Origin of the sequence: Streptomyces pactum, from assembly GCF_002005225.1 — a bacterium.
GTDB classification, from domain to species: Bacteria; Actinomycetota; Actinomycetes; order Streptomycetales; family Streptomycetaceae; genus Streptomyces; species Streptomyces pactum_A.
The window spans coordinates 760,634-783,786 of sequence record NZ_CP019724.1; the positions used below are offsets into that span (position 1 = coordinate 760,634).

22 protein-coding genes are annotated in these 23,153 nt (G+C 73.2%); 14 read left to right on the forward strand and 8 right to left on the reverse strand.

From position 1 onward, the window contains the following. Positions 1-1,770, reverse strand: a complete 1,770-nt coding sequence (locus B1H29_RS03370; RefSeq protein ID WP_055421188.1) for a sensor histidine kinase — start codon at positions 1,768-1,770, stop codon at positions 1-3. A gap of 247 nt (positions 1,771-2,017) precedes the next feature. Here B1H29_RS03370 and B1H29_RS03375 point away from each other — a divergent pair, with 247 nt between their 5' ends. Together B1H29_RS03375 and B1H29_RS03380 are read left to right on the forward strand one after the other, a co-directional pair. Beyond that, positions 2,018-2,968: an NADP-dependent oxidoreductase gene (locus B1H29_RS03375; RefSeq protein ID WP_055421187.1), complete on the forward strand. Its 951-nt coding sequence runs from the start codon at positions 2,018-2,020 to the stop codon at positions 2,966-2,968. Positions 2,969-3,091: 123 nt separating this feature from the next. Beyond that, positions 3,092-3,478, forward strand: coding sequence for an anti-sigma factor antagonist (locus B1H29_RS03380; RefSeq protein WP_055421186.1), 387 nt, complete (start codon positions 3,092-3,094; stop codon positions 3,476-3,478). On the opposite strand, the gene B1H29_RS03385 is transcribed toward B1H29_RS03380, so the two are convergent. Continuing rightward, a complete protein-coding gene (locus tag B1H29_RS03385) occupies positions 3,444-4,397 on the reverse strand; it encodes a ribose-phosphate diphosphokinase (RefSeq protein ID WP_055421185.1) in 954 nt (317 codons plus the stop codon). The genes B1H29_RS03380 and B1H29_RS03385 overlap by 35 nt on opposite strands. Positions 4,398-4,590: 193 nt before the next feature. Here B1H29_RS03385 and otr(A) point away from each other — a divergent pair, with 193 nt between their 5' ends. The 4 genes from otr(A) to B1H29_RS03405 all read left to right on the forward strand — a co-directional run bounded on the left by otr(A) (position 4,591) and on the right by B1H29_RS03405 (position 9,256). Further along, the gene (otr(A), locus tag B1H29_RS03390; RefSeq protein ID WP_055421184.1) at positions 4,591-6,495 is read left to right on the forward strand and encodes a tetracycline resistance ribosomal protection protein Otr(A); all 1,905 of its coding nucleotides are present in this window, start codon (positions 4,591-4,593) and stop codon (positions 6,493-6,495) included. A gap of 108 nt (positions 6,496-6,603) precedes the next feature. Beyond that, positions 6,604-7,266 carry a DUF4230 domain-containing protein gene (locus B1H29_RS03395; RefSeq protein WP_055421183.1) on the forward strand — a complete coding sequence of 221 codons (663 nt, stop codon included), beginning with the start codon at positions 6,604-6,606 and terminating at the stop codon, positions 7,264-7,266. A 76-nt stretch (positions 7,267-7,342) separates the two neighbouring features. Then, positions 7,343-7,882, forward strand: a complete 540-nt coding sequence (locus B1H29_RS03400) for a VanZ family protein (protein ID WP_055421182.1) — start codon at positions 7,343-7,345, stop codon at positions 7,880-7,882. Positions 7,883-8,008: 126 nt separating this feature from the next. Then, complete coding sequence (locus B1H29_RS03405) at positions 8,009-9,256, forward strand: glycoside hydrolase family 16 protein (RefSeq protein WP_055421181.1); 1,248 nt, start codon at positions 8,009-8,011, stop codon at positions 9,254-9,256. 15 nt (positions 9,257-9,271) lie between these two features. Here B1H29_RS03405 and B1H29_RS03410 read toward each other — a convergent pair whose 3' ends face one another. Both B1H29_RS03410 and B1H29_RS03415 read right to left on the reverse strand, forming a co-directional pair. Continuing rightward, positions 9,272-9,508 carry a hypothetical protein gene (locus B1H29_RS03410; protein WP_055421180.1) on the reverse strand — a complete coding sequence of 79 codons (237 nt, stop codon included), beginning with the start codon at positions 9,506-9,508 and terminating at the stop codon, positions 9,272-9,274. 67 nt (positions 9,509-9,575) lie between these two features. Beyond that, entirely contained in the window at positions 9,576-10,385 is an 810-nt protein-coding gene (locus B1H29_RS03415; RefSeq protein WP_055421179.1) for an SDR family oxidoreductase, read from the reverse strand. Between the two features lie 191 nt (positions 10,386-10,576). On the opposite strand from B1H29_RS03415, the gene B1H29_RS03420 reads away from it, so the two are divergent. From B1H29_RS03420 to B1H29_RS03435, 4 genes are all read left to right on the forward strand, one after another. Beyond that, positions 10,577-11,608, forward strand: coding sequence for a PHP domain-containing protein (locus B1H29_RS03420; RefSeq protein WP_199832434.1), 1,032 nt, complete (start codon positions 10,577-10,579; stop codon positions 11,606-11,608). A 45-nt stretch (positions 11,609-11,653) separates the two neighbouring features. Further along, positions 11,654-12,310, forward strand: coding sequence for an HAD family hydrolase (locus tag B1H29_RS03425; protein WP_055421177.1), 657 nt, complete (start codon positions 11,654-11,656; stop codon positions 12,308-12,310). A gap of 61 nt (positions 12,311-12,371) precedes the next feature. Then, positions 12,372-13,562, forward strand: coding sequence for an FUSC family protein (locus tag B1H29_RS03430; RefSeq protein WP_055421609.1), 1,191 nt, complete (start codon positions 12,372-12,374; stop codon positions 13,560-13,562). Between the two features lie 296 nt (positions 13,563-13,858). Then, positions 13,859-14,890, forward strand: coding sequence for an SDR family oxidoreductase (locus tag B1H29_RS03435; RefSeq protein ID WP_055421608.1), 1,032 nt, complete (start codon positions 13,859-13,861; stop codon positions 14,888-14,890). A gap of 102 nt (positions 14,891-14,992) precedes the next feature. Here the strand turns inward: B1H29_RS03435 and B1H29_RS03440 are convergent, their stop codons facing one another. Together B1H29_RS03440 and B1H29_RS03445 are read right to left on the reverse strand one after the other, a co-directional pair. Next, complete coding sequence (locus B1H29_RS03440) at positions 14,993-15,358, reverse strand: hypothetical protein (RefSeq protein ID WP_055421175.1); 366 nt, start codon at positions 15,356-15,358, stop codon at positions 14,993-14,995. A gap of 73 nt (positions 15,359-15,431) precedes the next feature. Next, positions 15,432-16,721 (reverse strand): ROK family transcriptional regulator, encoded by a 1,290-nt coding sequence (locus tag B1H29_RS03445; protein ID WP_079159991.1) that lies wholly within the window; start codon positions 16,719-16,721, stop codon positions 15,432-15,434. A gap of 203 nt (positions 16,722-16,924) precedes the next feature. Here B1H29_RS03445 and B1H29_RS03450 point away from each other — a divergent pair, with 203 nt between their 5' ends. The 3 genes from B1H29_RS03450 to B1H29_RS03460 all read left to right on the forward strand — a co-directional run bounded on the left by B1H29_RS03450 (position 16,925) and on the right by B1H29_RS03460 (position 19,898). Further along, positions 16,925-17,419, forward strand: coding sequence for an FBP domain-containing protein (locus B1H29_RS03450; protein ID WP_055421173.1), 495 nt, complete (start codon positions 16,925-16,927; stop codon positions 17,417-17,419). Between the two features lie 115 nt (positions 17,420-17,534). Continuing rightward, complete coding sequence (locus B1H29_RS03455) at positions 17,535-18,791, forward strand: FUSC family protein (RefSeq protein WP_055421172.1); 1,257 nt, start codon at positions 17,535-17,537, stop codon at positions 18,789-18,791. Between the two features lie 54 nt (positions 18,792-18,845). After that, positions 18,846-19,898: a hypothetical protein gene (locus B1H29_RS03460; protein ID WP_055421171.1), complete on the forward strand. Its 1,053-nt coding sequence runs from the start codon at positions 18,846-18,848 to the stop codon at positions 19,896-19,898. Positions 19,899-19,971: 73 nt separating this feature from the next. Here the strand turns inward: B1H29_RS03460 and B1H29_RS03465 are convergent, their stop codons facing one another. Together B1H29_RS03465 and B1H29_RS03470 are read right to left on the reverse strand one after the other, a co-directional pair. After that, positions 19,972-20,697, reverse strand: a complete 726-nt coding sequence (locus tag B1H29_RS03465; protein ID WP_055421170.1) for a DUF2470 domain-containing protein — start codon at positions 20,695-20,697, stop codon at positions 19,972-19,974. A gap of 176 nt (positions 20,698-20,873) precedes the next feature. Continuing rightward, complete coding sequence (locus B1H29_RS03470) at positions 20,874-21,482, reverse strand: TetR/AcrR family transcriptional regulator (RefSeq protein WP_055421169.1); 609 nt, start codon at positions 21,480-21,482, stop codon at positions 20,874-20,876. 122 nt (positions 21,483-21,604) lie between these two features. Here B1H29_RS03470 and B1H29_RS03475 point away from each other — a divergent pair, with 122 nt between their 5' ends. Continuing rightward, complete coding sequence (locus B1H29_RS03475; protein WP_055421168.1) at positions 21,605-23,146, forward strand: cytochrome P450; 1,542 nt, start codon at positions 21,605-21,607, stop codon at positions 23,144-23,146. Positions 23,147-23,153: the final 7 nt, after the last annotated feature.

Sequence of the window (23,153 nt, forward strand, 5' to 3'; positions counted from 1 at the left end):
CTAGTCGCTCTCTTCAGTGCGGTGCTCGGTGGACGCGCCACCGGTGGTCGTGTCACGGACGTCGGCGGTCTCCGGTGGCGGCAGGACGCCGGCCACCACGCCGGATCCGCGTCCGGCGGTGGCGAACGCGGCGAGGCCGGCGAAGGAGGCGTCCGGCGGAACGGCGGAAACGGGGCCCCGTTCGGCCGGACCGGTCCCGTCGGTGGGTGCGGCGGGCGCGGGGGCCGGGGCCTGTCCGGCGGCCGGCTCGCCGCGCCTGCTCCGGCGGCGGGGCAGTCCGCCCGGGGTGGTCTCCACGGCGCCGGAGCCGTCGGCGGTGAGGGCCGGAACGGCGGCGGGCGCGGGTGCCGGTGCCGGTGCCGGTGCGGGAGTCTCGGCGGCGGGTGGTGCCGTGGCGGCCGGCGCCTCCGGCGCGGTGGCGCCGGTGGCCACCGGCAGCGGACCGAAGTACTTGTGCGGCACAACGACTACGACAGAGGTACCCAGCCATGGCGAGTCGGCGAAGGTCACCCGGATGCCGTAACGGCGGGCGAGGGCGCCGACGACGCGGAGACCGATGTTGGCGTCCTCCGAGATGCCGCCGAGGCCGGGGCCGGGCGAGGTGCCCGCGAGGGCGTGCTCGGCCTCGCGCTTCTTCTCCTCGCTCAGGCCCTTGCCGGAGTCCTGGATCTCGATGCCGACACCGTTGGGGACCTCCTTGCCGGAGACGATCACCGGCTCGGTGGGCGGTGAGTAGCGCGCGGCGTTGTCCAGCAGGTGGGCGAAGACCAGCGTGAGGTGGTCCACCAGGCCGCCGTCGACACCCAGCTCGGGCAGATGGCGCAGTTGGACGCGGTGGAAGTCCTTGATCCGGCCGATGCCGCCGCGCATCACGCTCAGCAGGCGCTGCGGCTCCTGCCACTGCCGTCCCGGGCGGTCGGAGCCGCCGAGCACACCGATGCTGGCGGCGAGGCAGTCGGCGGGACCGATGGCCTGGTCGAGTTCCATCAGGCCCCGGGCGACGGCCGGCAGCCGCCCGTGCTCACCCTGCATCTCGTGCAGCCGACCACGGAGTTTGCTGGTCAGGACGTGGATGCGGTTACCCACGCCGATGACGGCCTGTTCGGCGGAGGTCGACCGGTCGAACTCAGCCTCCACGCCGATCAGCGCGGTCCTGAGCACCTTGCGCAGTTCGGCCTGGAGGTCGGCACCGACCTTGGCGCACTGCTCGACGGTCGGCAGGATGTCGTCGATGGCGTCCCCGGCGCGCAGCCTGCGCATCGCGTCGGGCAGTTGCTCGTCGGCGAGCCGGGCGACCGCGGCGAGCTGGTGGCTCAACCGCTCCTGCCAGAGCTCGTTCTGTTCGGCGAGGCGGGTCTCGTACGTGGTGGCCTGCTCGGCCAGCCGGTCCTCGTAGGCCTGGCCGTGTTCGGCCAGCCGCGCCTCGTGTGTCCGCGCCTGCTCGGTGAGCTGTGCCTCCAGCCCGGCGCGTTCGGCCGAGGACTTGCGCTCCAGGCCGGCCACGTGCTGCTGCCACTGCCGGGAGTGCTCGGTCTGCGCGGCGCGGTGGGCGTCCTCGCTCCGGCGCAGTTGCGCCCGGGTGCGCAGGAGGAGGCGTACGCACACGGTACCGGCGGCCGTCGCGACGACACCGGCGGCGGCCGCGGATATTCGTTCCGAGCTCATGAACGTGGCGGCTACCGTCCCGCCTCCCAGGCCCAGTGGCATCAGCCACCAGCTATACCAGGCGACAGGGGCCCGCGCCGCCGGTGGCGGAGTGGCGAGTTCCATCTGCATCCTTCGAAAGCAAAACGATCGAACGGGGGGGGTGGGCGTGCAAGGGGACCGCACTCATGAGTCCGCAACGCGAGCCGACCCGTCGGATCGTGTCAACTCGCAGCGCCGACAGGGAGCTTATCGGTTGGGATGGTTAAAAGATCAATTCCACGGCCCTGCGGAAGTGAGGATTCCGTCACGGTCCGCCAGGAGGAGACCGCGCTGTTTCGCCGACGGGCGGAGCAAGGCAAGCTGGGTGACCATGAGCGACGTGAACACCATGCGAGCCATCAGCCAGGACGTCCTCGGCGGTCCCGAGGTCCTGAAGGAAGTACGGCCACAGCGTCCCGAGCCGCGCCCGAACGAGGTGCTGGTCCGGGTGCGTGCCGCCGGCGTGAATCCGACCGACTGGAAGCACCGGGCGAACGGCGGTTTCCTCGGCGAGCCGCCGTTCGTGCTGGGCTGGGACGTCTCGGGCGTGGTGGAGGCGGTGGGGATCGGCGTCGCCGCCTTCCGGCCCGGCGACGAGGTGTTCGGCATGCTGTCGTACCCGTTCGGCCACGGCTCCCACGCGCAGTACGTCACCGCTCCCGCGCGCACCTTCACCCACAAGCCGGCCGGAATCGACCACGTCCAGGCGGGCGCGCTCCCCCTGGTCTCACTGACGGCGTGGCAGGCACTGGTGGAGCGGGCGGACGTCCAGCCGGGACAGCGGGTGCTGATCCACGCGGCGGCCGGCGGTGTCGGCCATGTGGCGGTGCAGATCGCCAAGGCCCGGGGCGCCCACGTGATCGGCACCGCCAGCGCGGGCAAGCACGCGTTCCTGCGCTCCCTCGGGGCGGACGAGGCGGTGGACTACCGGGAGACGGACTTCGCCGAGGCCGTGAAGGACGTCGACGTGGTCCTGGACACGATCGGCGGCGACACGTCCCTGCGCTCGCTGCGTGTGCTGCGGCCGGGCGGGGTGGTGGTGTCGATCCTGCCGGTGGGCACGGACGAGTTCTACGCGGAGGCCGAACGGCTGGGCGTGCGCGCGGTGCGGATGCTCGTGGACGCGGACCGGGCGGACATGCGGGAGATCGCCGGCCTGGTCGAGTCGGGGAAGCTGCGGGCCACGGTCGCGCAGACGTTCCCGCTGGCCGACGCGGCACAGGCACACGCGCTCGGCGAGACCGGCCGCACCACGGGCAAGCTGGTCCTCGTCGTCGACTGACCGCCGGGTGTGAGATTTCGATGACATATGTCAATCGAACATGCTCAAACTCGCTCGATCGGGGTAACTTTCCGAGCAGAGTAGGTAGTTGAGCCCCCGGAACAGGCTGGAGGCACGGTCGTCGTGCGGCAGAAATCCGCGTCGCCCACCCGGCATCTGCGCGTTCGCCGCGACCGGGGGCACACGGTGCTGGAGTTCCGGGGCGAGATCGACATCGCGTCGGCCGCGGAGATCGCCCCGCACCTGGACCGGGAGACGGAGCGCCCCGACGCCCTGGTCGTGCTCGACCTGAGCGGGGTCGAGTTCTTCGACTGCTCCGGACTGCGGCTGCTGTACCGGGCGCGGCACCGGGTGCTCGACCGGGGCGGGCGGGTGCACCTGGTGTGCACCCACCCGCTGACCCTGCGCATGCTGCGGATCACCGGCCTGGCACAACTACTGCCGCCGCGGCCGGCCCTGGAGGAGGTCCTCGGCGTCAGCCGGCCGGCGGGGCGTCGAACAGGGCGCTGACCGACTCCCCGTTGTGGATGCGCCGCACGGCCTCGGCGAGCGCGGGAGCGATGGACAGGATCCGCAGCTTCTCCGTGTGGTCGTCGGCCGGCACCGGCACGGTGTTGGTGCACACGATCTCCAGCACGTCCGGCTGCTCGCTGAGCCGCTTGAGCGCCCCGGCCGCGAACAGCCCGTGCGTACAGGCGACCCGGATCGTGCGCGGCCCCGCCTCCCGCAGCCGGTCGAGGAGTTCGAGGACGGTGCTGCCCTTGGCGATCTCGTCGTCGAGCACGATGACGTCGCGCCCGGCGACATCCCCGATCACGGCGCTGATGCTGACCCGGTCGTCGGCGTACCGCTGCTTGGCGCCGGCCGCGACCTGGGCGCCGAGCATCCGCGCGAACGCGGCGGCCTCCTTGGCGTTGCCCAGGTCCGGCGAGACGACCGTGGTGCGGGACAGGTCGTACTGACCGAAGTGCGCGGCCAGTTCACGCAGGGCGTGCAGGTGGTCGACCGGGACCGAGAAGAACCCGTGCACCTGCGGCGAGTGCAGGGTCATGGCGAGCACCCGGCTCGCGCCCGCCGCCACCAGCAGGTCGGCCGCCAGGCGCCCGCCCAGCGAGATGCGGGGCGCGTCCTTCTTGTCGGAGCGGGCGTAGGAGTAGTGGGGCATGACGACGGTGATACGGCCGGCCGACGCCCCGCGGGCCGCGTCGCACATCAGCAACAGCTCGACGAGATGTTCCTGGACCGGCTTGACCAGCGGCTGGACCAGAAAGACATCCCGTTCTCGGCAGTTGGCCTGGAGCTGTACCTCCAGGCAGTCGTTGGCGAACCGGCTGACCCGGGTGGGGCTCAGCGGGACGCCCAGATGTGCGCAGACCTCCTCGGCCAGCTCGGGATGGGCACTACCGCTGAACACGGCGATGTCTCGCACGGACCGCTCCTAGCATGATCCTTACCGGCCGGGGGACCTCAGCTTACGGATATCCGGTTGCGGCGGGCCCGGCGGGTGGGGCCATGATGGCGCCGTCCGTGTTTCCTCAGGTCAGGACCCCCTCGCATGCGCCGACTCCTCGACATCGCCCAGCGCCCCTTCCGGCTCACGGTCATCGAGGACTCGACCCCGCATGCACACTCAGAACACCCCGGACACCCCGGACACTCCGAACACCCTGAACATCGGCATCCTGGCCCACGTCGACGCCGGTAAGACCAGCCTCACCGAACGGCTCCTGTTCGACCACGGCGCCATCGACCGGCTCGGCAGCGTCGACGCCGGCGACACCCGTACGGACGACGGCGGGATCGAACGCCGCCGCGGCATCACCATCCGCTCCGCCGTCGCCGCCTTCACCGTCGGCGACACCCAGGTCAACCTGATCGACACCCCGGGACACTCCGACTTCGTCGCCGAGGTCGAGCGCGCCCTGGAGGTCCTCGACGGCGCGGTGCTGCTGCTGTCCGCAGTGGAGGGCGTACAGGCGCGGACCCGCGTGCTGATGCGCACCCTGCGGCGGCTGCGGCTGCCCACCCTGGTGTTCGTCAACAAGATCGACCGGGCCGGCGCGCGCACCGAGGAGCTGCTCACCGACATCCGCCGGCTGCTGACGCCGCACGTCGCGCCGCTGACCCGGGTGACGGGCGCCGGCACCGCGCACGCCCGCGTCGTACCCCGCCCGCCGGACGAGCGGACCGCCGAGGCGCTCGCCGAGGTCGACCCGGACCTCCTGGCGGCGCTGGTGGACGGCCCCGAGCCGGCCGCCGGGGACCTCCTCGCCGCGCTCGCCGCCCGCACCGCCGACGGCTCGTTCCACCCGCTGTACCACGGCTCCGCACTCGGCGGCCAGGGTGTCTCGGAGCTGGTCGAGGGTCTGGTCCGGATGGTCCCGGCCGCCGCACCCGCCACGGCGGGCCCCACGGCACCGCGCGGCACGGTCTTCGCGGTGCGCCCCGGACCCGGCGGCGAGCGGACGGCGTACCTGCGCTTGTACGCCGGTGAGGTCCGCCCGCGCCGGCGGCTGACGTTCCTGCGGCGCGAGGCCGACGGGCGGACCACCGAGGTCCCCGGCCGGGTGACGCGTCTGGACGTGGTCGGTGGGGCGGCGACGCTCACCGCGGGGAACATCGCCGCGCTCACCGTTCCCGGCGGCCTGCGCGTCGGCGACCGGCTCGGCGACCTTACCGGCCGCGCCCCGCAGTTCGCACCGCCGACCCTCGAGACCGTGGTGCGGGCCCGGCGTCCCGAACAGGCGGCGCCGCTGCGCTCCGCCCTGCTGGCGCTGGCCGACCAGGACCCGCTGCTGCACGCCCGCCCGGCGGCGTCGGGCGCCACCGCGCTGCTCCTGTACGGCGAGGTCCAGATGGAGGTGCTCGCGGCGACGCTGGCGGAGGACTTCGGCGTCGAGGCGGAGTTCGCGCCGGGCCGGGTCCGGTTCCTGGAGCGCCCGGCCGGCACCGGCGAGGCCGTGGAGGAGATGCCGTGGCTCGAGCGCACCCGGTACTGGGCGACGATCGGGCTGCGCGTCGACCCCGGGCCGCGCGGTTCGGGCGGGGTGTTCGCCTACGAGACGGAACTCGGCGCGCTCCCCCGCGCCTTCCACCAGGCCGTCGAGGAGACGGTGCACGCCACCCTGCTGAGCGGCCTGACCGGCGCCGAGGTCACGGACTACCGGGTGACGCTGATCCGTTCCGGCTTCAGCTCCCCGGTGAGCACCGCCGCCGACTTCCGCGGGCTGACCCCGATCGTGCTGCGCCGGGCCCTGCGGCGGGCGGGGACGCTGCTGTACGAGCCGTACCACGCCTTCGAGGCGGAGGTCCCGCCGGACGCGCTCGCCGCCGTGACGGGCCGGCTCGCCTCGCTGGGCGCGGTCTTCACCGGTACGACGGGCGGCGACCCGGTCTGGCTGATCGCGGGCGAGCTGCCGGCCCGGCGGGTGCGGGAGGCCGAGCTGGGGCTGCCCGGCCTCACCCGCGGGGAGGCCGTGTGGTCGTCCCGGCCTTCGAAGGACCGTCCGCTCGGGCCGCCGCGCTGAACCGTCGCACGCCCCCTTCGCGCTCCCTCACCCGCCACCTTCCGTCAACCGCCCTGCCTGGCCCGGGAGATGGAGGGCATCAGGACAGTAGAAAGGAGGGCCGACGCCATGACGACTCCGATCAGCAACCTCCCGCGGCGCATGCCCGGCTGGGCAAAGGTGCTGAGCGCCATCGTGCTCGTCCTCGTCGTGCTGTTCGCGGGGCTCCGGCTGAGCCTCGTACCGGGGCTGAAGGACCTCTTCGGCACCGAGACCCAGGACCGCTCGGGCCCCGCGCTGCTGAAGTCCGTCCAGGACATCAGCCGCTACGAAGCCGCCTCCGGCAACTTCCAGGTCGTCGTGGACCTGGAGAAGGACGCCAAGCTCCTGCCGGACGCGATCCGCGGCACCCGCACCCTGTACGTCGGGGCGGGCACCGTCGACGCCTTCGTGGACCTCGGCCGGGTGGACGAGGCCGACGTGCGGGTCGACGGCGACCGCACGTCGGCCACGCTCCGGCTGCCGCACGCGGCACTCGGCGAGCCGGCCCTCGACCCCGAGCGCTCCTACGCGGTGTCCAAGCAGCGGGGGCTCCTCGACCGCCTCGGCGACCTGTTCTCGGACAACCCGAACGGCGAGCAGGCCGTGCAGAAGCTCGCGGCCCGGCACATCGCCGACGCGGCGAAGGACAGCGAGCTGAAGGAGCGTGCCGAGAACAACACGACGGCGATGCTCCGGGGGCTGCTGCACTCCCTCGGCTTCGAGGAGGTGCGGGTGGTCTACGGGCCCTGAACGGCTACCCGGCATCCTCGACGGCTTCACGGGTAACCGCCCTAGCACGCGGGGAAGTTGACGACTGGAGGACCGAATGGCTCGTGCCGCCTCGGGGCCGCGCTCCCTGCTGCGCCCCCGCACCGCCAAGGCCGCTGAGGCCGACCCACGCGAACGACGTCCGCTCGCCCTCGTGTTGCGCCTGCTGGCGATGGTCTGCGCGTTCGCCTTCATGGTGGCCTTCGCGGTCGTCCTCGCGCGTCTGACCCTGCACCCCTCCCCCGCGTCGGAGGCGCTGACGCACACCAACATGCGTCCCGGCCGCTCGCTGCAGGCCTATCTGGACCAGCCCGCGCTGCGGGACGCCGTCAAGCAGATCGGCGGCAACATCGCGCTGGGTGTGCCGTTCGGCGTGCTGGTCCCGGTCGTCGCCCCGCGCACCCGCGGGCTGCTGCGGGTGCTGCTGCTGACGGCCGTCGTGATGCTGCTGGTGGAATGCGCGCAGGGCGCCCTGGTCACCGGGCGGGCCTTCGACATCGACGACGTCATCCTGAACACCACGGGCGCACTGGTCGGTTACCTGCTCCTGGGCCGGCGGATGAGCCGCGCGGTGCACGCGCGACGGCCCCGCACCTGAGAGAGGGGAACACATGGTCCGTACCAGGGTATTGACCGTCACTTAGCTCACTACTTAAATCAAGAGGAGACACCCCTACCCCCCCACTCGGTCGGCGTCCCCGGACGCCGTACGGAAGGGAGAGCCGTGGCCCGTCCACGCCTGCTCCGCAGATGTCTCCTCGCCGCCGCCCTGTCCGCCGGGCTGGCCGCGTCCCTGGTCAGCGGCCCCGCCCAGGCGGAGCCGGAGACCGCCGGGGCCGCCGACGCCTCGGCGGCGGCCGTGACGTTCTCCGACACCTTCGACGGACCGGCCGGTGCGGCCGTCGACTCCTCGAAGTGGCAGATCGAGACCGGCGACAACGTCAACAACCACGAACGGCAGTACTACACCTCCGGCAACAAGAACGCGGCCCTCGACGGCCAGGGCCACCTGGTCATCACGGCACGCAAGGAGAACCCGGCCAACTACCAGTGCTGGTACGGCACCTGCCAGTACACCTCGGCCCGGCTCAACACCTCCGGGAAGTTCACCGCGCAGTACGGGCACGTCGAGGCACGGATGAAGGTGCCGCGCGGGCAGGGCATGTGGCCCGCGTTCTGGATGCTCGGCACCCCGGTGAACTGGCCGGACTCCGGCGAGATCGACATCATGGAGAACGTCGGATTCGAGCCCTCCACCGTGCACGGCACCATCCACGGCCCCGGCTACTCCGGCGCGGGCGGCATCGGCGCCGGCTACACCCTGCCGAACGGCCAGGCCTTCGCGGACGGCTTCCACACCTTCGCCGTGGACTGGGCGCCCGACTCGATCACCTGGTCGGTGGACGGCAACGTCTACCAGCGGCGCACCCCGGCCGACCTGGGCGGGAAGCAGTGGGTGTTCAACAAGCCGTACTTCCTGATCCTCAACCTGGCGGTCGGCGGCTACTGGCCCGGCGACCCGGACGCCTCCACGGTCTTCCCGCAGTCGCTGGTGGTGGACCACGTCTCGGTGACGACGGGCGACTCGTCGGCCGGCGGCGCGATCACGGGCCTCGGCGGCAAGTGCGTGGACGTCGCCGCGGCGAACTCCGCCAACGGCACGCCCGTACAGCTCTACGACTGCAACGGCACCGCGGCCCAGCGGTGGACGGTGGGCTCCGACGGCACGATCCGGGCGCTCGGCAAGTGCCTGGACGTCAACGCCGGAGGCACGGCGGACGGCACGGTCGTCCAACTGTGGGACTGCAATGGCAGCGCCGCCCAGCGGTGGGTCGTCACCGCGGCACGCGACATCGTCAACCCACAGGCCGACAAGTGCCTCGACGCCGCCGGCAACAGCTCGGCCAACGGCACCCGGCTGCAGATCTGGACCTGCACGGGCGGCGCCAACCAGAAGTGGACGGTCGCCTGAGGCACCCGCGGGCGCCTAGTGCGGCATCCAGGTGAACTTGTCCCCGCCCACCCAGCGGACCACGTCCGGGTCGTCCAGGTCGTGGACCGTGATACCGAAGGCCGCGGCGGCCTCCAGTACGTCGGTGACGGCCCTGGCCTCACCGACCACCTGGCCGTCGATTTCCACGATCCGGAACGGCGGCGTGCCCGGCTGCACCTTGAGCACGAGGATCCGCGGGCTGCCGATGTGCGGGCTCTCGATTTCGGTCATGCCTCGAGGGTAGGCCGCAATCCGCAGTGGTGGCCGGGTGAGCGGGCGGGCGGGCGGCGGCGGTCCCTCAGGGCCGCCGCCAGTCGTCGCCCGTCAGATGGGACCCGGCCATGGGGCCCATCCGGAGCATGCCGCCGTCGACGCTCCAGGAGGCGCCGGTGACGTACGAGGCGTCGGGACCGGCGAGGAAGGCGATCACTGCGGCGACCTCCCGGGCGTCACCGGGCCTGCCGAGCGGTACGCCGGGCCGGCGCTCGGTGTGCGGGTCGGTGTCCTCCTGGCCGGTCATCGGCGTGGCGATCTCGCCGGGCGCCACCGCGTTGACCGTGATGCCGTGCTCGGCGAGCTCGATCGCCATGACCTGGGTGAGCAGGCCGAGGCCGCCCTTGGCCGCGCAGTACGGGGCGGCGCCCACCCGCGGCTGGTGCTCGTGGACGGAGGTCACGTTGACGATCCGGCCGCCCTCCCCCTGCCGGATCATGCGCCGGGCCGCCCGCTGCCCGCACAGGAACGGGCCGGCCAGGTCGACGTCCAGGACGTGCCGCAGGTCGTCCAGGCGCAGGTCGAGGAAGGGCGTGGCGGTGCCGGTCCCGGCGTTGTTGACCAGGACGTCGATCCGGCCGAGCCGCTCGAACAGCTCGTCGACCGTGTCCGCGGCCTCGGGCAGCCGGGCCAGGTCCACCCGGGCGGTCTCGGCCCGGCGTCCCAGGGCACGGACCTCCTCGGCGGTCCGCTCGGCGCCCTCGTCGTCGGTGTGCCAGGTGACGCCGACGTCCATGCCCGCCTCGGCCAGGCGTACGGCGGTGGCGCGGCCGATGCCGGAGTCGGAGCCGGTGATGACGGCCACCTTTCGGTCGGACGAGCTGGGGCTGGGCATGAACGGCCTCCTCTTCGGCACTCCTCGGCACTCCCGGATCCGCCGCTCCCCGGCCTGCGGCTCCACGGAGCGTTGCGCGCGGGCATCGCAGTACCCGGGTGCGGTACGCGCAAACCGCTCGGCCCGTGGTGCGGGCCCCGGGTTGCTGGGGAACCCTGGACGTGCCGGAGAGGCCGAAGGAGGAGGTGGCGATGGAGCCCGTCGAAGCGCTGGAGCGGATCGCGTTCCTTCTGGAGCGGTCCCAGGCGCCGACGTACCGCGTACGCGCCTTCCGCACCGCGGCCCGGGTGCTCGGTGAGCTGCCCGCCGGTGAGCTGCGCGAGCGGGCCGCTTCGCTGGAGTCGCTGAAGGGCGTCGGACCCAGGACGGCCCAGGTGGCGCGCGAGGCCCTGGCCGGGCAGGTGCCCGGTTACCTGGAGAAGCTGGAGGGCGAGGCCGGGGCCCCGCTCGCCCGGGGCGGTGAGCGGCTGCGGGAGCGACTGCGCGGCGACTGCCACCTGCACTCCAACTGGTCCGACGGCGGCAGCCCGATCGAGGAGATGGGCCGGGCCGCGGCGGCGCTCGGGCACGAGTGGGCGGCGCTGACCGACCACTCGCCGCGGCTGACGGTGGCGCGGGGCCTGTCCCCCGAGCGGCTGCGCGAGCAGTTGGACGTGGTCGCCGCGCTCAACGAGACCTGGGCGCCGTTCCGGCTGCTGACCGGCATCGAGTGCGACATCCTCGACGACGGTTCCCTGGACCAGGAGCCGGAGCTGCTGGAGCGGCTCGACGTGGTCGTGGTGTCGGTGCACTCCAAGCTGCGGATGGACGCCCGCGCGATGACCCGCCGCATGGTGGCCGCCGTACGCGATCCGCACGCGGATGTCCTCGGGCACTGCACCGGGCGGCTGGTGACCGGGCGGGGTCGCCCGGAGTCGGAGTTCGACGCGGACGAGGTGTTCGCCGCCTGCGCGGAGGCCGGCACGGCCGTCGAGATCAACAGCCGGCCGGAGCGGCTCGATCCGCCGCGTCGGCTGCTGCGCCGTGCGGTGGACGCGGGCGTGCTGTTCTCCATCGACACCGACGCGCACGCGCCCGGCCAGTTGGACTGGCAGATCCACGGGTGCGCGCGAGCGGAGGAGTGCGGCGTGCCCGCCGAGCGGGTCGTCACCACGTGGTCCCCGGACGAGCTGCTGGCCTGGACCCGCCAGGGCCGTACACCGGCCGGAGTGACGGGCCGCTGACGTGGTACCCGCCGGGCGATCCACGGACCAGGAAGGGAACAGTGCATGGAACGGGCGGCCGTGTTCGACGTCGACGGAACCCTCGTCGACACCAATCACCTGCATGTGGCGACCTGGTGGGAGGCGTTCCGGCAGGCGGGTCACCGGGTGCCGATGCACGCCATACACCGTGCGGTGGGCCTCGCCTCCACCGACCTCATCGGGCACCTGCTGGGAGAGGACCGGGACACGGACCAGGACGAGCGGCTGAGCGCCGCCCACAAGGCGCTGTACGGGCAGTACTTCGACCGTCTGCCGGCGCTGCCGGACGCCGGTGAGCTGCTGCGCCGCCTGGCCGGCGACGGCTGGAAGGTGGTCCTCGCCACCTCGGCGGGCGGCCCGGAGCTGGAGGCGCTGCGGCGGGCGATCGACGCGGACGACGCGATCGCCGCCACCGCGAGCGCCGACGACGTCGACGCGGGGAAACCGGCGCCCGAGCCGGTGGAGCACGCCCTGGAACTCGCCGGGGTGCCGGCCGAGCGGGCGGTCTTCGTTGGCGACACCGTGTGGGACATGCGCGCGGGCGGCCGGGCCGGGGTGCGCTGTGTGGCGGTGCTCTGCGGCGGTCTGCCCCGTGCCGACCTGGTGGAGGCGGGCGCCGACGCGGTCTACGCCGACCCGGCCGCCCTGCTGGCCTCGCTCGAGGAGAGCCCGTTCGCATGAGCCGCCGAGCCGTAGGTCACACCCGGCTGTGCCGGCCCGATACGTGGACACCCGGTACCGCATGACCGCAGTGACAGAAACGGGCAGGCAGCGCCTGTGGGGTTGGCGACCCTGGGACGCGGTGTGGCGGGAGACCTGTTCGGTCGGACGGGCCGCCCGTGCCGCCTTGCGGGCACCGGGGCGCGAACGCGACCTTGTCGTCCAGTCGCTGAAGGCCGCCGGCGCGGCGCTGCTGGCGTGGCTCGTGGCCGGGGTCTGGATGGACGACCCGATGGCTCTGATGGCGCCCTGGGTGGCGCTGGTCCTCGTCCAGGCCACCGTCTACAGCTCGGTCCGGCTGGCCGCGCAGCAGTTCGCGGCGATCTGCGCGGGGGCGCTGCTGGCGTCCGGGGCGCAGGTCCTCACCGACGACAACACGGGGGCACTGGCGCTGTCGCTGCCGGTGCTCATGCTCATCGCCAACTGGTCCCGCTTCGGCCAGCAGGGCATCTACGCGGCCACCACCGCGGTGTTCGTCCTGGTCTCGGGAACAGCCGTGTCGGCCTCGGCGGTCGGGCACCGGTTGGGGCAGGCGGCGCTCGGGGCGTTCATCGGCGTGGCGGTCAACGCCCTCGTGCTGCCGCCCATCCATCTGCGTGACGTACGGGAGAACCTGTCGGCTCTGGCGCGGGAGGCGGGCGACGTCCTGCGCTCCGTGGCGGACGACATGTGCAAGAGCGAGTGGGACGCGCAGACCGCCAGCGGCTGGTCGAGCGCCTCCACGCGACTCCAGCGGCGGGTGGAGGCACTGGAGTCGGCACGGTCGTGGAGCCAGGAGAGCCTGCGCCTGACCTACGGCCCGCTGCGCATGCTCAACCGTGCGCCCACCGCCGTTCCGCCCCAGGAGGAGGACCAGCGCTGGAATCGCGTCACCGGCCACATCACGGCACTGACCCGGACGCTGGCGGTCGCGGCCGACGAACACCGAACGCCGACTCCGCCCGAGGGACCGGTGCTGGACCTGTGCGCGCGCCTGTTGTACCTGATCGGCGACGCCTGCCTCACCGAGGCCGACCGGCTGCTGGGCAAGATCGGTGAGGCCCGCCCGGAGGAGGCGACGGAGGCGACCATGAAGGAACTCCACCAGCGCTTGCAGGAAGGGCTGCGCGAACACGCCGGGCAAGGGGCCGCCCCGGCCGCGGTCCTGGGCACGCTGCTGCTGCAGGCCGAGAACCTGTGGGCCGAGATCGTGCCCGAGCCCCAGAAGCAGTGACCCACATCACCCCAAAACACGACAGACGGTGGAACACCGGCAGCCCCTCCCCCGTTGAAAAGGGCGTGGATACGGACGGGACAGTGTCCCCGGGCCTCACCTATTGCCCACAGGGACGATCGTTCGGCTGAAGCCCTGTGGAGCCTTTCGCCGAGAGGCGACCGCCGTCCGTATCCACCTCGTACCGCCCCGATCGTGATTCCCCCGTCGCGATCGGGGCTTCTTCCTGCGTGCCCCGGCGACAAGGCGGGTACCCGGTCACGTCCCTGCGGGCAAGCGGCCGAGAGGAGCGCATGGTGAGCAGCGCAACGGGCAGTCGGATCGTGGTCACGGGTGCCACCGGCAACGTGGGCACCAGCGTGGTACGGCTTCTGTCGGAGGATTCCTCGGTGGCCTCCGTGACGGGGCTGGCCCGGCGCCTTCCCGAGTGGTCGCCCCCGAAGACGAAGTGGGCCGCGGTCGACCTGGCCTCCGAGCGGGCCGACCTGGCCGGGCACTTCGCCGGCGCCGACGCCGTGGTGCATCTGGCCTGGGCGTTCCAGCCGACGCACGATCCGGCGACGACCTGGCGCACGAACGTACTCGGCTCCATCCGGGTCTTCGAGGCGGTGGCCGCGGCCGGGGTGCCGGCCCTGGTGCACGCCTCGTCGGTCGGCGCGTACTCGCCGGGTCCGAAGAACCACGCGGTGGACGAGTCCTGGCCGACGCACGGCTGGCCGGACGCCGCGTACTGCCGCGAGAAGGCCTATCTGGAGCGCGCCCTGGACACCTTCGAGCGCGACCACCCGGGGATCCGGGTGGTGCGGATGCGGCCGGCCTTCCTCTTCAAGCGGGAGTCGGCCAGCGAGCAGCGCCGGATCTTCGGCGGCAAGTTCCTGCCGGGTCCGCTGGCGCGTCCGGAGCTCCTGCCCTTCCTGCCGGACGTCCCCGGGCTGCGCGTGCAGGCCCTGCACACCGACGACGCGGCCAACGCCTACCGGCTGGCGGCGCGCGCCGAGGACGCCCGGGGGCCCTTCAACCTCGCGGCCGAGCCGCCCGTCGACGCCGAACTGCTGGGCGAGATGTTCGGTGTGCGTCCGGTGCGGCTGCCCCGCACCGCGGCCCGCTCGGCGATCGCCGCCGCGTGGGGCCTGCATCTGCTGCCCGCCTCCCCGCACCTGTTCGACGCCGTGCTGCGGCTGCCGCTGATGGACTGCACGCGGGCGCGGGCGGAGCTGGGCTGGCGCCCGGAGCACGAGTCCACGGAGGTGCTGGAGGAGTTCCTGCGAGGCTTCCGGGAGGGCGCGGGCGCGGCCACGGAACCGCTGCGGGGGCGCAAGGTCGGCTGAGCGCGGGGAGGCGGTCGCGGGCCAGGTGGCGACGCGGGGCGGGGCGGGCACAGGCCCGCCCCGCCCCGCCACCTGGCCCGCGACGCCGTCCGTGCCGCGCGCTCAGCCCGAGGACTCGTCGGGCACCGGATGCTCGGGGTGTACGGCGCCCGAGTGCGGTGCGCCCTGCCGGCCGGTCCCCGCCTCGTCCGTGTCGGGAACGTCGGTCGCGGGTCCGGCCGCCGGTTCCGCCCCGCCGCTCGTCGGTTGCGCCGTCTCGTCCGTCGGTCCCCTCGCGCCGTCGCCGGTGTCGTCGGTGCCGCCGGCGTCCTCGTCACCCTCGGGGCGCTGGCCCTGCTCGCGCTGCTCACGCGTGGGCGCGGCGGCCTCCCACGGGTCGTCGCCGGTGCCGGCCTGCTGGTCGGGCATGTCCCGCGGGACGGGGGCGGCACCGTTCTCGCCCGGCCCTTCGAGGCGGTGGTCGGTCACGGCGCACTCCCTTTCCGCGGTCCTCATGGTCGTCCGAGCGGTGTCGGGTACCTCCGCGGCGACCGGCGAAACCTCAGTGCGGCGCCCGCTCCGCGAGCGCGGTACGCCAGGCGGCGACCGGGTACTCGGGGGCCGGCTCGGGGCGTCGGCCGCCGCGTGAGAAGAAGTCGGCCAGCGGCAGGATCGCGGCGCCGACGGTGACCGCGTCCGGACCGAGCAGCCCCAGGTCGACCGTCACCTTGCCGGCGGGGTGGCGCAGCGCGTACGACACCGCGTGGCGGCGTACGGCAGGCAGGAAGCGGGTGCCGAGCTGGAGACCGGCCCAGCCGCCGATGAGGATCCGCTCGGGCTGGAAGAGGTTGATCAGATCGGACAGGCCGGCGCCCAGGTACTCGGCGGTCTCCTCCAGGACGGCGAGCGCGACCGGGTCGGCCGCCTCGTCGCCGGCCGGATAGGCGGCGGCGAGCATCGCGGTCAGGGCGGTCTCCTCGTCGGTCCCGGAGGGCACCCGGCCGCCCTCCTCCCGCCAGCGGGCCAGCAGCGACTCGGCGCCCGCGTACGCCTCCAGGCAGCCGAGGGCGCCGCAGCGGCAGCGGCGGCCTCTGACCCGGACCGTCAGGTGCCCCCATTCCACCGCCCGGCCGTGGTCGGCCTCGGGGGTGACGAGGCTGGCGCCCACGCCGGAGCCGAAGAGGACCACGACCGCGTTGCGGGCGCCGCGTCCGGCACCGAACCACATCTCGGCCTGGCCGAGGGTCTTGGCACCGTTGTCGATGAGGTAGGGGACGGTGTCCGGCAGCGGCGAACCGGCGCGGAGAAGGGCCTCCAGCGGGACGGCGTCCCAGCCGATGGTCTGGCCGTGCACGACGGCACCCCGGTCCGGGGTCTGCTCGACGATGCCGGGGACGCCGACCCCGGCGCCGAGCAGCCGCTCGGGCGCGAGCCCGGCCGTGGCCAGGACCTCGGCGATGCCGTCGCGGATGTGGCCGACGATCACCTCGACGTCGTACCGCTGCTGGGTCAGCGGACGTTCGGCCCTGGCCAGTTCGGTGAGCGTCAGGTCGAACAGTTCGACGCGGACCCGGGTCTCGCCGACGTCCACGCCGATCATATGGCCGCTGCCGGGGGACACGCGCAGCAGGGTGCGGGGCCGGCCGCCGTCGGAGTCGACGCTGCCGGCCTCCTCCACCAGGCCGTCGGCGACCAGGTCGGCGACGACGTTGCTGACGGAGCCGGAGCTCAGGCCGGTCGCCGGGCCCAGCTCGAAGCGGCTGAGCGGGCCGTCGAAGTAGAGCCGTTGCAGCACGGCCGTACGGTTGGCCCTCCTGAGGTCGCGCACCGTGCGCCCGTTCCGCCCCGCCATGTGGCTCCTCCCCTGCCGTGCCCGGTCTGTCTGCAACATACCCCCGCCGGGCCACCGACGGCGACTTCCCTCTCTCCTTAATTCATGCTATGAACTCGCGTTCGCCGAAATCCACTGGCCTCTCCGCCTTCCGGCTATCTACGCTAGGCGAAAACCTAGGGCCCCTAGGTTCCGGACGCCTCCCCATACCATGAGAGACCCCCATGAGAGCACTCACCGAGCAGGACATCCGCGGCTCCTTCGTCAACTGCTCGAAGGGCGAGGCCAAACGGCTGACCGTCCCCCGCGACCTCGGCCAGCACCCCTGGGACGATCTCGACTTCCTGGGGTGGCGGGATCCCGGGGCGCCCGACCGAAGCTATCTGGTCACCGAACACGGTGAACGCCTCACCGGTGTGGCCCTGCGGTTCCAGCCGGTCCGACGCGGCTTCCTCCAGCGCAGCATGTGTGCGCTGTGCCTGACCACCCACCCCCGGGGCGGGGTGTCGCTGATGACCGCGAACAAGGCGGGCCCGGCCGGCCGCGAGGGCAACTCGGTCGGCCTGTACATGTGCACCGACCTCGCCTGCTCCCTCTATCTGCGGGGCAAGAAGGCACCGGAGAGCGGCCGCCGCTTCGAGGAGAGCCTCAGCCTGGAGGAACAGATCGCCCGCACGCTCGGCAATCTGTCCGCCTTCGTCTCCAAGGTGACCGCCTGAAGATCTCGGATGCACGGCGCCGTACGGCGCGTGAGAAGCACTCCCACCCCCTTTGTCCGGTTACCGTCCTGTCCGGATACGTTCGATGCGCCTGGGGAAGGGGAACAGCCCGAGGATGCGGGATGTACGTGAGACCGCGGTGACGGCGCTGCGGCGGGTGAAGTGGCTCCGGGACCCCATGGTCGTGCAGGCGCTGCGCTCGGCCGCGGCGGCCTCGATCGCCTATGTGATCGCGGTGCGGCTGACCCCCGACAAGTCGGCGGCACCGCTCACCGCGCCTCTGACCGCGCTGCTGGTCGTCCAGGTCACCCTGTACGCCACGCTCAAGATGAGCTTCCGCCGGGTGAACGCCGTGGTGGCCGGTGTCCTGGTCGCCATCGCCTTCAGCCAACTGGTCGGGCTGAGCTGGTGGAGCCTGGCCCTGCTCATCGTGGCGGCGCTGGGCGTCGGGCATCTGGTGCGGGCGCACGAGTTCGTGGCCGAGGTGGCGATCAGCGCGATGCTGGTGCTCGGTGTGACCTCGCACGGGAGCCTGGCGTGGGCCCGGGTGGTGGAGACGCTGATCGGGGCGATCGTCGGACTCTCCTTCAACCTGCTCCTCGCGCCTCCGGTGTGGGTGGAGCAGGCGGGCGAGTCGATCGAGGGGCTGGCCCGGCGGGTGCGGCAGTTGATGCTGCGCATGGGCGAGGAGGCCGCCAACAGCACGCCGTTCCACGAGGCGGCGGCCCGGCTGCACGAGGCGCGCCGCCTCGACCACGACATCGGCGAGGTGGACGAGGACCTCCGGCAGGCCGAGGACAGCCTGCGGTTCAACCCCCGCGTACGCGAGGGGCTGCTCCACCGGGTGGTGCTGCGCACGGGTCTGGACACCCTGGAGATCTGCACGGTGGTGATGCGGGTCCTCGCCCGCACCTTCACCGACCTCGCGAAGGAACGTGAACCGGAGCCGCTGTTCCCGCCCGAGACGGGCACCACCCTCCAGCAGCTCCTGTCCGAGATCGCCGACGCCGTGGTCAGCTTCGCCGTCCTGGTCACCACCAGCGCCAGCGCCAACGCCGAGTCCGCGGAGGAGCGCCTCACCACCGAGCTGCGACAGGCGGCGGCGACCCGGGACAAGCTGGCCCAGCTCCTCCTGGAGGAGGTCCAGCGCGACGCCCGGCAGTGGCAGTTGCAGGGTGCCGTGCTGACCGAGGTCAACCGCATCATCGACGAGATGGACACCGAGCACCGTTCGCGCCGGCTCCTGGAGGAGCTGGACCACCACACCCGCGAGCAGCGCGAACGCATGCCCCGGCTGACCCGGCTGCGGGACCGGGTACGGGCGCGGCTCAGGAGGCGGAACCGCGGCGCCGCCGCGCGTCGTTCTCGTTGAGGACGGGCCGAGGACAGGCCGAGGACAGTGAGAACCGGAAGTGGGGGCGTACGGATGACCGACACCAGCGTGCGGATCGACGGGAACCGGCTGCTGCTGCCAGGGGGTGCGTCGGTCCGCTTCATCCGCACCCTGCGACTGCCGGAGACGGGCACCCACCCGCTGCCGCCGGGGCTCGGCGAGTTCCCGGTCCGGCGGGTCGCCGACTACGCCGGCACCGTGCCCGAGGCGTGGCGGGCGCGCGGCGGCGTGCTGCTGCCGGTGTACCTGCGCGAGGCCATGTGGCTGAGTTTCGCCGGCACCACGGAGCCCGCCGCGCTCCAGGTCGGGGTGGGCAAGGTGTGCGCGGTCTCGGGCAAGCCCTGGAGCGACCGGCTGGCCCGCGACCCGCAGAACTACGTGGTGCTCCCCCGCCAGCCCTGGCTGGACGGCATCAACTCCGGGACGGGCACGGTCCGCCAGTTCGTGGCGGTACCGCTCGGCATGGGTGCGACGGTCGAGGGCCAGGTCACCGGCGAGGAGGTCTGGGGAGGCGTCCAGTTGCAGGCCTTCCCGCTGGGCGACGCCGAGCTGGCCCGCTGGCGGGAGGAGGAGCGGCGCCGGGCCGAGATGGCGCGGAGGGCGGCCCGGTCGGGCGGTGGCGGCGCATTCGGCGCGCCGATGCCGATGTCGGCCCCCGCCGCGCCGGGCGCGGCCGCCCGCGGCGCGGCCCGCCCCCGGTCCGCGCCGGCCATGGGGCTCGGTGTCGGCGGCTCCATGCGGCAGGAGGTCTACCGCGACGAACGGCCGCTGACGGACTGGGCCGAGCGGCCCGCCGGCCGGGTCTTCGTACATCTGGTGACGCCCCCGGAATGGCGGCGCATCACCGGCGAGGCGCCGCCGCCGTCCCCCGTGGACCGAGCCGCCTACACCCGGGCCGGACTGCCCTGGTACGACTACTTCGACCAGGACGCCCTCGATCTCGCGCCCACCGAGCCGCTCCAGGAGGTCAAGCCGGTCGGGGACTGGGTCGGGGACGACCACGAGCCGTGGCAGGCGCCCGCACCGCAGCAGGTCCGGCCACTCAAGGACGCACCGGGCGCACCGGTGGAGGACGGGGACTGGTAGCCACGGGGCCGCCGGGAGGCGCGGGTCGCGGCACCCGGTCGCCCACCGGCCGGCGCCGGCAAGGCCCCCGGCCTCACCCGTCGCCGTCTGTGCGCTGCCGCTGCAGGGCCCGCGGGCAGGAGGCGGCGCCCGCCTGCGCCAGCAGCACGTGTATCCGCTCCGTGAGCTGCGCGATGTCGTCGGCGGGCGCGTGGAAGGGCAGTCGTACGTCGCCGTGCGCGCGGGCGCGCTCGATGCGCAGCGTCAGTCCGTGGCGGTCGACCGCGAGCGGCCGCACCCGGACCGCGCCGTACAGGCTGTCGGCGTCGACGAGCCGGCTCAGCCGCTCCACCGCGTCCCCGTGGCAGTCGGCGAGATGGGTCAGCAGCCGGGCCTCGGCCAGGGCCAGCGGGTCGGGCCCGGCGGCGGCGAACTCGTCGAGGCCGACGACCACGGCACCGGACGGCTGACGCAGCACCACGCGCGTGGGCGTGAACGCCAGGTGGCCGTCCTCCAGGGCGAACCAGCCCGCGAGCCAGAGCCGGGCCCTGATCCGGCCCCGCACCGGGACGGGCGCCACGTCGGCGAACTCCAGCACGGCGGACGGCTCGCCCCGGGGCGCGCAGACCGCCGCCGCGAGCAGGGCGCTGTCCTCGGGCACGTGCAGCAGCACCCGGCCGTCCTCGGCCACGGAGTGCGCGCCGACGAACTCCTCGCGGCCGCCCTCCGCGGTCACCGCACAGGACCAGGCGGCGGCGAGTACGGAGCGGGCCTGCTCCGCCGCGGCGGGCGCGGCCGTCCAGGCGTGACTGTCACCCATCCCCGACCTCCTTCGTCAGTTCGTTGGGCAAGGATTCATTAGGTAAGGCTCACCTAACCTAGCGGAGATCGGACCGCGCGCCAACCAGGACGCCCGATCTTCGCGAGACTTTTTCAGCGCACCGGAGAGCGCACTTCAGCGGCCTGACAGCGTGTTTCGAAGTGCAACGGGGGCGCTCACGGCGCGATCGCACCCAGCAGAGCGCGTGCGCACAGGTCGCGCACCTGCTCACGGGGCGACTCCGGATCCCGCAGCCACTCCAGGCAGACCGCGGTGGTGAACGCCAGCCAGCCGCGCACCGCCAGCCGTACGTCGGTCCGCTCCTCGAAGGCCGGGCCGAACTCGGGGTCGGCGGACAGCGCTTCGAGGATCTGCCGCTCCTGTGCCGCGAGCGCCTGCCGGTAGATCCGGCGCACCGCCCGGTCCCCGGTCGCGTCGGCGCGGTGGAAGGCGCGGTAGCCGTGCGCGTGGGCCCGGACGTACTCCAGGTACGCGTCGAGTCCGTCCGCGAGCTGCTCCCGGACCGGAACGCCGGGCACGGCCGCCGTCATCCGCAGCATGCGCGCGCTCTCGCGCTCGACGACCGCCGCGAAGAAGTCCCGTTTGGTCGGGAAGTAGTGGTACAGCAGCCCGCGGGAGACGCCGGCGATCTCGGCGACCTGCTCGATCCACACGTCGTCGTAGGGGCTCTCCGAGAACAGCCGCGCGCCCACCGACAGCAACTGCTCCCGTCGCTCCCCGGTGCTGAGCCGGCGGCGGGTGCGCTCCCCCTGGTTCGCGGCCATGCCCGCACCTTACTTGACGTCGGTTCAACAACGGGACGAGACTGAGGCGCGCTATTGAATCCATGTACAACACGCTCGCCTCGGCACGTGCAACACGCCGCTGCGTCAAGGGAGATCGCGTCATGGCGGAGACGACGAAGGGAACGGCACGCGACGGACTGCCGAAGGGGTTCCGCAGCGCCGAGCTGGGCTGGCCCGAACTCCGCCGCATCCCGCGTCCGCCGTACCGGCTCCCCCTGCTCGGGGACGTGGTCGAGGCCGGCAGGCGCACCCCGATGCAGGACTCGCTGCGCTACGCCCGGCGGCTGGGGCCGATATTCCGGCGACGGGCCTTCGGCAAGGAGTTCGTGTTCGTGTGCGGCGCCGGGCTGGTGGCCGACCTCGCGGACGAGGAGCGGTTCGCCAAGCACGTGGGGCTCGGTGTGGCCAATCTGCGGCCGGTCGCCGGGGACGGACTGTTCACGGCCTACCACCACGAACCCAACTGGCAGCTCGCACACGACGTGCTGGCACCGGGGTTCAGCCGCGAGGCCATGGCGGGCTACCACGTCATGATGCTGGACGTCGCCGGCCGGCTCACGGACCACTGGGACCGGGCCCTGGAGGCGGGCCGGGCGGTGGACGTGCCCGGTGACATGACCAAGCTGACGCTGGAGACGATCGCGCGCACCGGGTTCGGGCACGACTTCGGGTCCTTCGAGCGTGCCCGGCTCCATCCCTTCGTGACCGCGATGGTGGGCACGCTCACCTACGCGCAGCGCCTCAACACCGTGCCGGCCCCGCTGGCCCCCTGGCTGCTGCGCGGCGCGAACCGCCGCAACACCGCCGACATCGCCTACCTCAACCGCACGGTGGACGACCTGGTCCGGGCCCGCCGGGCGTCCCACGGGGACGGCGACCTGCTCGACCGGATGCTGGACACGGCCCATCCCGAGACCGGTGAGCGGCTGTCGCCGGAGAACGTCCGCCGTCAGGTCATCACGTTCCTGGTGGCCGGGCACGAGACCACCTCGGGCGCGCTCTCCTTCGCCCTGCACTACCTGGCGCAGCACCCCGAGGTCGCGGCCCGGGCCCGCGCCGAGGTGGACCGCGTATGGGACGGCACCGAGGCGCCGGGGTACGAGCGGGTGGCCAAACTGCGCTACGTGCGCCGGGTGCTGGACGAGGCACTGCGGCTGTGGCCGACCGCGCCCGCCTTCGCGCGGGAGGCCCGCCGGGACACCGTGCTGGGCGGGACGTATCCGATGCGGCGGGGTGCCTGGGCGCTGGTGCTCACGGGGATGCTGCACCGCGACCCGGAGGTGTGGGGGCCGGACGCCGAGCGGTTCGACCCGGACCGCTTCGACGCCAGGGCCGTACGGTCGCGTGCCCCGCACACCTACAAGCCGTTCGGGACGGGTGCGCGGGCGTGCATCGGGCGGCAGTTCGCGCTGCACGAGGCGACGCTGGTCCTCGGGCTGCTGCTGCGCCGCTACGAGCTGCGGCCCGAGCCGGACTACCGGCTGCGGGTGACCGAGCGGCTGACGCTGATGCCGGAGGGGCTGCGGCTGCGGTTGGACCGGCGGGCGCCGGCCGGCCGGCCCGGGGCGACCGCGGACCGCGCCCCCGTCGCCGAGGCCCCCGTCTCGCAACCCCGTTGTCCAGTGCACGGCAGGGGTGACTGACCGACGC

Coding starts and splice junctions, on each gene's coding strand:
- B1H29_RS03370 (WP_055421188.1), bottom strand. CDS start 1,770: ATGGAACTCGCCACTCCGCCACCGGCGGCGCGGGCCCCTGTCGCCTGG.
- B1H29_RS03375 (WP_055421187.1), top strand. CDS start 2,018: ATGAGCGACGTGAACACCATGCGAGCCATCAGCCAGGACGTCCTCGGC.
- B1H29_RS03395 (WP_055421183.1), top strand. CDS start 6,604: ATGACGACTCCGATCAGCAACCTCCCGCGGCGCATGCCCGGCTGGGCA.
- B1H29_RS03400 (WP_055421182.1), top strand. CDS start 7,343: ATGGCTCGTGCCGCCTCGGGGCCGCGCTCCCTGCTGCGCCCCCGCACC.
- B1H29_RS03410 (WP_055421180.1), bottom strand. CDS start 9,508: ATGACCGAAATCGAGAGCCCGCACATCGGCAGCCCGCGGATCCTCGTG.
- B1H29_RS03415 (WP_055421179.1), bottom strand. CDS start 10,385: ATGCCCAGCCCCAGCTCGTCCGACCGAAAGGTGGCCGTCATCACCGGC.
- B1H29_RS03420 (WP_199832434.1), top strand. CDS start 10,577: ATGGAGCCCGTCGAAGCGCTGGAGCGGATCGCGTTCCTTCTGGAGCGG.
- B1H29_RS03425 (WP_055421177.1), top strand. CDS start 11,654: ATGGAACGGGCGGCCGTGTTCGACGTCGACGGAACCCTCGTCGACACC.
- B1H29_RS03430 (WP_055421609.1), top strand. CDS start 12,372: ATGACCGCAGTGACAGAAACGGGCAGGCAGCGCCTGTGGGGTTGGCGA.
- B1H29_RS03445 (WP_079159991.1), bottom strand. CDS start 16,721: ATGGCGGGGCGGAACGGGCGCACGGTGCGCGACCTCAGGAGGGCCAAC.
- B1H29_RS03450 (WP_055421173.1), top strand. CDS start 16,925: ATGAGAGCACTCACCGAGCAGGACATCCGCGGCTCCTTCGTCAACTGC.
- B1H29_RS03455 (WP_055421172.1), top strand. CDS start 17,535: ATGCGGGATGTACGTGAGACCGCGGTGACGGCGCTGCGGCGGGTGAAG.
- B1H29_RS03460 (WP_055421171.1), top strand. CDS start 18,846: ATGACCGACACCAGCGTGCGGATCGACGGGAACCGGCTGCTGCTGCCA.
- B1H29_RS03465 (WP_055421170.1), bottom strand. CDS start 20,697: ATGGGTGACAGTCACGCCTGGACGGCCGCGCCCGCCGCGGCGGAGCAG.
- B1H29_RS03470 (WP_055421169.1), bottom strand. CDS start 21,482: ATGGCCGCGAACCAGGGGGAGCGCACCCGCCGCCGGCTCAGCACCGGG.
- B1H29_RS03475 (WP_055421168.1), top strand. CDS start 21,605: ATGGCGGAGACGACGAAGGGAACGGCACGCGACGGACTGCCGAAGGGG.